A 2,004-nucleotide genomic window follows, 5' to 3' on the forward strand; every position below is an offset into this window, starting at 1 on the left:
CCTGTAGGCTTGAGTGAAACTTTATAATAGCTTTGCTTAAATTGGCTAAACAAGTAGTTTGGCTAAATGCCAGTATAGTGTTGGGACAAGTATAGGACAAATTAATGGCTCAGGAAAGAACTTTACCTAAAGTAGAGGATTACATACCAATTACTAGCGCAGAAGGATTACTACTTTACGAGGATATGGTGCTCGGGCGCTTTTTTGAGGACAAATGTGCTGAAATGTACTATCGGGGCAAAATGTTTGGTTTTGTCCACCTCTACAACGGTCAAGAGGCAGTGTCAACAGGAGTCATCAAGGCGTTGCGTAATGGTGAAGACTTTGTTAGTAGCACCTATCGTGACCACGTCCATGCCTTAAGTGCAGGAGTGCCAGCACGGGAAGTGATGGCAGAGTTATTTGGCAAAGCAACAGGCTGCAGCAAGGGACGCGGTGGTTCAATGCATATGTTCTCACAAGAACATAATCTCCTAGGAGGTTATGCCTTTGTAGCTGAGGGAATTCCTGTTGCCACCGGTAGTGCTTTCCAAAGTAAATACCGTCGCGAAGCCTTGGGGGATGAGAGTGCTGATCAAGTCACCGTTTGCTTTTTTGGTGATGGAGCTTGCAATAATGGTCAGTTCTTTGAATGTTTGAATATGGCAGCCCTTTGGAAACTGCCCGTTATCTATGTGGTGGAAAACAACAAGTGGGCAATTGGGATGGCTCATGAACGGGCAACATCCCAGCCAGAAATTTATAAAAAAGCCAGTGTATTTGGCATGGCTGGAGTAGAAGTCGATGGGATGGATGTAATGGCTGTCAGAACTGTTGCCCAAGAAGCGATCGCTCGGGCTCGTGCAGGAGAAGGCCCAACCCTAATTGAAGCCCTGACCTACCGCTTCCGAGGTCACTCTCTGGCTGACCCCGATGAACTCCGCTCCAAAGAAGAGAAGGAATTCTGGTTAACTCGCGATCCCATTAAAAAGATGGCAAGTTACCTGACAGAAAATAATCTAGCTACTGCCGAAGAACTCAAAGCCATTGAGAGCAAAATCCAGGACGTCATTAATGATGCAGTTGAGTTTGCCCAAGCCAGTCCTGAACCTGACCCTAGCGAACTACATCGCTATGTTTTTGCTGAGGATTAGTTAACTGAAGTAGCAAGTGTGAACTATGAAATACTTCACACTTTCTTAGTCACGGTCTCAATCCTAGGAGTGCCATCGGCTTGTACCCAGGCAATGTAGGTGATACCGTGACCCAGGGCGTATTCTCTAATTTGTGCTGGTGAGCGTCCCCCTAAATCCATCTCTACCCTGACCAAATGCTCAGAATCTCTAAGTTTCTGGGCATAGGTAAAAGCCACTGCCTCAGCCTCGGGAAATTCTGGCACCACTAACCAATCACTAGCTGGTGTCTGGGTGGGTAATTGATTACTGGAAAGTAAGACATAATGAAGGTCTTCTAGGTTGAGGCAAAAACCAATTCCAGGGTAGGCTTCTCCTTGAGGATGATATAGACTCAGCAATTGATCGTAGCGCCCTCCCTGACCTAAAACTCGGCTAGAGCCCTCGCTACTACTGACTACTTCAAAGACAATACCAGTGTAATAGTCAAAGGTTTGTACTAAGGTCAAGTCGAGAACGATCGGTAAGGGGCTAGGGGAACTACTATTTAAAAGTTCCACCAGGGATTTGAGATTGGTCACAATCTCGTGTTCCGACGAGTCTAAATCAAAACTAGCAACCTTTTGCAAAACATCAGCAGGGTCTCCCCTTAGGTCAAAAAGAAACAATGCTCGTTCCCGTAATTCTGGGGATAGGGGTAATGTTTCTAGGGTAACCCGGTCAAGATAGGCAATGGCTTTACGAACCTTTTCTTGCATAGGTTTAGGGAAGGGAGACAAAAGCGATCGCGTTAGCCGAGCTTCCCCCAAAATCAGGTGCCACTGCTGCAACCCTAAATTATTAAGACAATCGGCTAGCAACAGCAGAATTTCCCCATCTGCCAACAGCCCAC

Annotated in this window: 2 protein-coding genes; one reads left to right on the forward strand and one right to left on the reverse strand. The window is 46.3% G+C overall.

The annotated features are described in order from the left end of the window. Positions 1–104: 104 nt before the first annotated feature. Complete coding sequence (pdhA, locus tag F6K49_RS44115) at positions 105–1,133, forward strand: pyruvate dehydrogenase (acetyl-transferring) E1 component subunit alpha (protein ID WP_293069158.1); 1,029 nt, start codon at positions 105–107, stop codon at positions 1,131–1,133. 35 nt (positions 1,134–1,168) lie between these two features. On the opposite strand, the gene F6K49_RS44120 is transcribed toward pdhA, so the two are convergent. Beyond that, positions 1,169–2,004, reverse strand: an 836-nt coding sequence (locus tag F6K49_RS44120; RefSeq protein WP_293108214.1) for an ATP phosphoribosyltransferase regulatory subunit, incomplete at its 5' end; no start/stop codon positions are given.

The sequence above is a fragment of the Moorena sp. SIO3I6 genome (genome assembly GCF_010672095.1).